The organism is Roseomonas acroporae, assembly GCF_023223525.1.
GTDB lineage: Bacteria > Pseudomonadota > Alphaproteobacteria > Acetobacterales > Acetobacteraceae > Roseomonas_E > Roseomonas_E acroporae.
On record NZ_JALPRX010000051.1, the window covers coordinates 1 to 5780 of the forward strand.

Here is a 5780-nt window from a genome sequence, read left to right on the forward strand (position 1 = left end):
CGCGGCCGCGGGCGGGCCCGCCCCGTCCTCCCGCCCCGTCCTCCCGCCCCATCCCCCGGCGCCGGCCGGCATCGGCCCGGCGCGCGGGTCTTGTCACGTCGCCGCCGGCTGTCTCGTCCTGTGGTGGCGAACCCATCGAGGAGGACCCGATGACCCCGAGGCTGGACTACTTCGCGGCGGCGCCGCAGGCGATGGCGGCGATGCGTGCCTTCGAGAAGGCGGTGGTGACGAGCGGGCTGGAGCACGGCCTGATCGAGCTGGTGAAGACCCGCGCCTCCCAGATCAACGGCTGCGCCTATTGCGTCGACATGCACACGCGCGACGCCCGCGCGGCGGGGGAGAGCGAGGCGCGGCTCTACCTGCTGAGCGCCTGGCGGGAGGCGCCGCACTACACGCCGCGCGAGCGCGCCGCCCTGGCCTGGACCGAGGCGCTGACCCTGGTCGCCGGGACCCGCGCCCCGGATGCCGACTACGAGGGGCTGGACGGCCACTTCACCGACGAGGAGAAGGTGAAGCTGACCCTGCTGATCGGCGCCATCAACGTCTGGAACCGCATCGCCGTCGGCTTCCGCAGCGTCCCGCCGCTGGACGCGGCGCGGTAGGGCGGGGCGGCGATGGCGGATGGCGGGGCGGCGACCCCGGCGGACGGGCTGCCCGTCACCGGCCCGCCGCCGGCGGACGGGCTGGAGGCCGCGGCCGCGGCCGCGGCCTTCGGCGCGGTGCGGGCCGACCTGATCGGCCTCGCCTACCGCATGACCGGCTCGCTGGCCGAGGCGGAGGACATCGCGCAGGACACCTTCCTGCGCTGGAGCGGCACGGATCGCGGCCGGGTGGCGGCGCCGCGCGCCTGGATGCTGAAGACGGCGGCGCGGCTCAGCCTCGACCACCTGAAGTCCGCCCGCCACCGCCGCGAGACCTATGTCGGCCCGTGGCTGCCGGAGCCGGTGCCGGAGGACGACGAGGCGCCGCAGCAGGCGAGGCTGGCGCACGCGCAGGCGGTCTCGGTCGCCTTCCTGCTGACGTTGCAGCGCCTCTCGCCGGCCGAACGGGCCGTGTTCATCCTGCACGATCTGTTCGAGACGCCCTTCGCCGAGATCGCCGCGCTGCTCGGCCGCGGCGAGGCGGCCTGCCGCAAGCTCGCCTCCCGCGCCCGCGCGCGGCTCGGCGGAACCGCGGGCGGCGACGCCGGCCTGCCCGCCGGCCCCTTCTCCGACCCCTCCTCCGGCCCCTCTTCCGACCCGGGCCTCCCGCCGCCCGCCCGCGTTGGGCGCGTCCCGCCCGCCGCGCCGGATCCCGCCCCGGCACGGCGGATCGCCGCCGCCTTCCTCGCCGCCTCGCGCGGCGGCGACGTCGCGGCGCTGCGCGACCTGCTGGCGCGGGACGTGGTGCTGCACACCGATGGCGGCGGCCGCCGGCGCGCGGCGCTGAACCCGGTGCGCGGCGCCGAGCGGGTCGGGCGCTTCTTCGCCGGCCTCGCGCGCAAGCACCCGGCATTGCCGCCGCTGCTGCATCTCGGACGGATCAACGCCCTGCCGGGCTACGTGACGCTGGAGGCGGACGGCCTGCCCCAGACCACGGCGCTGGAACTGCGGGAGGGGCGGATCGTCGCGATCTACGTCGTGCGCAACCCGGAGAAGCTCGCCGGCATCATCCGGCGCTACGCCGCTCCCGTCACGCCCGCCTGACCGGCCCCGCGGCGCGGCCGGCGCCGCCCGCCGGCGTCCGTCCGGGGGAGGCCCCCCGGGGACCGGTCCTACCCGACCAGCAGGGCCACCCAGAGCGGCAGGGTCAGCACCGCCAGCACGTGCTCGGTCGTGGTCAGCGCCGCCATCAGCGGTGCGTCGCCGCCCATGGCGCGCGCCGTCACGTAGGAGGTGGTGGCGGTCGGGATCGCCATGAACAGGGTGGCGACGGCGGTGGCCAGCGGCGGCAGGCCGAGCAGGCGGCAGAACGCCCAGGTCCCCGCCGGCACCACGAGCAGCTTGAGCGCGCTGGTGAGGAGCTGCGTCGGCAGCCTCGCGCGCATCCCGCCCAGGGTCAGCGCGGCACCCACCGAGAGCAGGCCGAGCGGCACCGCCGCCGCGCCCAGCGCCCGCACCAGCGCCCCGAACCCGATCGGCATCCCGCCCATCGCCGCCAGCACGAAGCCGGCGAGGCAGCCCAGCAGCAGCGGGTTGCGCGCCATCTGCCAGGCGACCACCCGGAGCGGCGGCAGCCGCCGCGCGCCCCCGGTCTCTCCGCCCATGGCGAAGACCAGGGTCAGCAGCACCTGCACGCCGGGCACGATCAGCCCCGCCGTGATGCCGCCGAAGGCCAGGCCCGGCGGCCCGAACAGCGGCGCGGCCATGGCCAGCGCCATCAGCGTGTTGAAGCGGATGCCGCCCTGCAGCACCGAGGTCATGGTGGCGAAGCCGAGCCCCAGCGCCCGCGCCAGCAGGATCGACGCGCCGGTGGCGAAGAGCAGCGCCAGCCAGAGCGCCGCCGCCATGCCGCCGAGCGGCAGGCGCGCGAGGTCCACGGTGGAGATCGAGGCGGCGAGCTGGCAGGGCAGCAGCACGTAGAAGACCAGCCGCTCCATCCCGGCCCAGACCGCGTTCTCCGGTAGCACGCTGCGGCGCAGCAGCAGGCCGAGCGCGATCAGGCCGAAGGTCGGGACGAAGGCGTCGAGCCAGAGTGCCATGCGCGCCGCTGTGCAACGGCCCCCGCCCTTGCGCAAGCTGGCGTGTCGCGGCCGCGACACGCGATGTCGGCTTGCCGCCACGCCGCCGGGACCCGCTCGGCATCGCCCCTGTGGCCGGCAGGCGCGCGCAAGGGCCGACCGGCTCGGCCGCGCCGGGCCGCCCGTCGCGCGACAAGGCGTTGATAGGGTGGAGAAGCCGACGCGCCGCCCGGGGCCGGCCGGGTGCCTCCGGCACCGGCGCCGGCACGGGGCGCCTGCCCTGGCACGGGGCTTGTTTACCGGGCCCGTTCAGGAGGCCTGTTGCGGGGCCTGTCGGAGCCCGGCCGTCCGCAGGGACGGGCGGGGACAGGCAGGGATGAGCGGGACGATCGGCGCCTGCCGCACCGGGCCGCCGCTCGCCGCCCGTCCCGGGGCGGCGCCGCGGGATGCGCCGGCGGACGCGGCCGCCCGGCGTGAGGCGCGGAATTCGGGGCACCGAGTTCGGAGGCGGGGAATCCGGCATGCGCGACCAGTCGTGGCTGAACCGGCGCTACTACGGCGGCGACCTGCCGCCCGAGGCCGAGCGCGCGCTGCACGCGGCGGCGGCCGACTGGGCGCATGCCGACCTCGCCGAGACGCACATCCTGCGCGCCCTGGCCATCGCGCCGGACCATCTCGCCACGCGGATCGGCGCCTACAAATTCTACCTCTACCGGCAGCGCTACACGGAGGCGCTGCCGCACGCCCGGGCCTGCCTCGCCGAGGCGGCCCGGCGCAACGGCTTCCCCGAGGACTGGCGCGCCCTGCGGCACGACCCGGCGCGGTTCGGCGAGTGGGAGGAATTGCCGCGGCTGTTCCTCTTCTCGCTGCTCGCGGTCGGCTACGTCCAGGCGCGGCTGGGCCTGCCGGAGGCGGCGCGGCCGGCCCTGGCCAAGGTGGCGGAGCTGGACCCGGCCGACCGGCTCGGCGCCCGCCGACTGCTGGCGGTGCTCGAGAGGGGGGAAGCCGGGATGGGGGAAGCCGGGACGCGGGAGGCCGGGGCGTGACCGCCGCCGGGGATCACCCCCGCGGCCGCCGCCGCCGCTCCTCGCCGACGTGCCGCGCCGGCCGCTCGTCGCGCTCGGCCGCCACCGGCTCGATGCGGATATGCGCGTCCTCGCGGTCCGGCTGGCGCGCGGCGGCGGCGAAGCGGGCGGCGGCGTAGGGCGCCACCTCGAAATGCGTCTCGCGGTCCAGGATCTGGATGCGCCCGATCTCCTGGCGGGTGACGTGGCCGCGCCGGCACAGGAAGGGCAGCAGCCAGCGCGGATCGGCGTTGCCGCGCCGGCCGACGTTCATGCGGAACCAGGCGCCGCCGTCACGCTCCCCGCCGCGCTCCCCACCACGCTCCTCCGGCCTCTCCGCCCCGCGCGGCCCGGCGCCGCGCTCGCGCGGGGCGGGACCGGGGCGCTGGCCGGGGCGGGGCATCTCGGTCAGCTCCTCGGGGGCGGGCAGAGGGGCGCGGAGCTGGCGCACCAGCGCCGCCGCCACCGCCTCCGGCGCATGCGCCTCCAGCAGGGCGCGGGCGATGGCGAGGTCGGCCTCCTCCGACTCCTCGGCCACCAGCGTGCCGGCCTGGGCCGCGATGCGCCGGTCGTCCTCGGCGCGCACCTGCTCGACGGTGGGCGGCGGGCCCCAGGACGCCTCGACGCGCGCCGCCGCCAGCAGCCGCTCGGCCGAGCGGGCGCGGTTCATCGGCACCAGCAGCACGGAGACGCCCTTGCGCCCCGCCCGCCCGGTGCGGCCGGAGCGGTGCTGGAGGGTCTCCGGGTCCTTGGGCAGCTCGGCATGGATGACGAGGCCGAGATCCGGCAGGTCGATGCCGCGCGCCGCCACGTCGGTCGCGACGCAGACGCGCGCGCGGCCGTCGCGCAGGGATTGCAGGGCGCGCGTCCGCTCCGCCTGGGACAGCTCGCCCGAGAGCGCCACGGCCGAGAAGCCGCGCTCCAGCAGGTTGCCGTGCAGCCGCGCCACCGCTGCGCGGGTGGTGCAGAACACCATGGCGAGGCGCGCATCGACGTGGCGCAGCACGTTCACCACCGCCCGCTCGGTCTCGCGCGGGGCCACCGGCATGGCTCGGTACTCGATGTCGCCGTGCCGGCCGCCGCCGGCGCCGACCGAGAGGCGCAGCGCGTCCTTCTGGTACTGCCCGGCGAGCTTGGCGATGCCGGGCGGCACGGTGGCCGAGAAGAGCAGGGTGCGCCGCTCGGCCGGCACCTCGTCGAGGATCGCCTCCAGCTCCTCGCGGAAGCCGAGGTCGAGCATCTCGTCGGCCTCGTCCAGCACCACGGCGCGCATCGCGGCGGGGCGCAGGTTGCCGCGCTCCAGGTGGTCGCGCAGCCGCCCCGGCGTGCCGACCACGATCTGCGCGCCGTGCTGGAGCTGGCGGCGCTCCGCCACCGGGTCGGTGCCGCCGACGCAGGCGACGACGCGGCCGCCGGCGCGGGCGTAGAGCCAGGCCAGCTCGTCGCGCACCTGCAGCGCCAGCTCGCGCGTCGGCGCGATCACCAGGGCGAGCGGCGTGGCGGCGGGGGGCAGGCGCCCCGGCTCGGCGAGCAGCGCGGGCGCCAGGGCCAGCCCGTAGGCGACGGTCTTGCCGGAGCCGGTCTGGGCCGAGACCAGCAGGTCGCGCCCCTGTCGGTCGGGATCGGTCTCCGCCTCCAGCACGGCGGCCTGGACGGGCGTGGGCTCGGCGTAGCCGCGCTCGGTCAGGGCGGCGAGCAGCGCGGGATCGAGCGCGGGAAAGGGCATCGGGCAACGGGTCCGGACATGGGGCGGCACGGCGCGCGAAGGGCGCCGGAGGCGGGGCAGGGCGGGAGGGAGCGCGGCATATGGCCGCGCGACAGGGACAGGGCGGCATAGCCGCGCGGCGGCGCCGGCGCCATGCCGCGCGGGTGCCGGGGGGCGCATGGCTCCCGGCCGCCGCGAGCAGGGCAGCGGAATTCAGGTGGGGTCGCGGCGCGGCACGGCCAAGCCCCTAAGCAGGCTTGCGCAGCCTGCGCCACGGATGGAAGTCGGCGAAGGCAGGCTGCGCAAGCCTGCTCGGCCATTCGTCCATGCGCAAACCTCCAGAGGTTTGCTT

General features: G+C 77.3%; 5 protein-coding genes. 3 read left to right on the forward strand and 2 right to left on the reverse strand.

What is annotated here, in order from left to right; genetic code table 11:
- Positions 1-149: 149 nt before the first annotated feature.
- Together M0638_RS12465 and M0638_RS12470 are read left to right on the forward strand one after the other, a co-directional pair.
- On the forward strand, positions 150-602 hold the full coding sequence (locus tag M0638_RS12465) for a carboxymuconolactone decarboxylase family protein (protein WP_248667322.1): 453 nt from the start codon (positions 150-152) through the stop codon (positions 600-602).
- Between the two features lie 12 nt (positions 603-614).
- Positions 615-1685, forward strand: a complete 1071-nt coding sequence (locus M0638_RS12470) for a sigma-70 family RNA polymerase sigma factor (protein ID WP_248667323.1) — start codon at positions 615-617, stop codon at positions 1683-1685.
- Between the two features lie 68 nt (positions 1686-1753).
- Here M0638_RS12470 and M0638_RS12475 read toward each other — a convergent pair whose 3' ends face one another.
- Positions 1754-2680, reverse strand: coding sequence for an AEC family transporter (locus M0638_RS12475; RefSeq protein ID WP_248667324.1), 927 nt, complete (start codon positions 2678-2680; stop codon positions 1754-1756).
- Between the two features lie 500 nt (positions 2681-3180).
- On the opposite strand from M0638_RS12475, the gene M0638_RS12480 reads away from it, so the two are divergent.
- Positions 3181-3705 (forward strand): hypothetical protein, encoded by a 525-nt coding sequence (locus tag M0638_RS12480; RefSeq protein WP_248667325.1) that lies wholly within the window; start codon positions 3181-3183, stop codon positions 3703-3705.
- Positions 3706-3718: 13 nt separating this feature from the next.
- On the opposite strand, the gene M0638_RS12485 is transcribed toward M0638_RS12480, so the two are convergent.
- Entirely contained in the window at positions 3719-5449 is a 1731-nt protein-coding gene (locus M0638_RS12485) for a DEAD/DEAH box helicase (protein ID WP_248667326.1), read from the reverse strand.
- Positions 5450-5780 lie beyond the last annotated feature (331 nt).

Coding starts and splice junctions, on each gene's coding strand:
- M0638_RS12465 (WP_248667322.1), top strand. CDS start 150: ATGACCCCGAGGCTGGACTACTTCGCGGCGGCGCCGCAGGCGATGGCG.
- M0638_RS12470 (WP_248667323.1), top strand. CDS start 615: ATGGCGGATGGCGGGGCGGCGACCCCGGCGGACGGGCTGCCCGTCACC.
- M0638_RS12475 (WP_248667324.1), bottom strand. CDS start 2,680: ATGGCACTCTGGCTCGACGCCTTCGTCCCGACCTTCGGCCTGATCGCG.
- M0638_RS12480 (WP_248667325.1), top strand. CDS start 3,181: ATGCGCGACCAGTCGTGGCTGAACCGGCGCTACTACGGCGGCGACCTG.
- M0638_RS12485 (WP_248667326.1), bottom strand. CDS start 5,449: ATGCCCTTTCCCGCGCTCGATCCCGCGCTGCTCGCCGCCCTGACCGAG.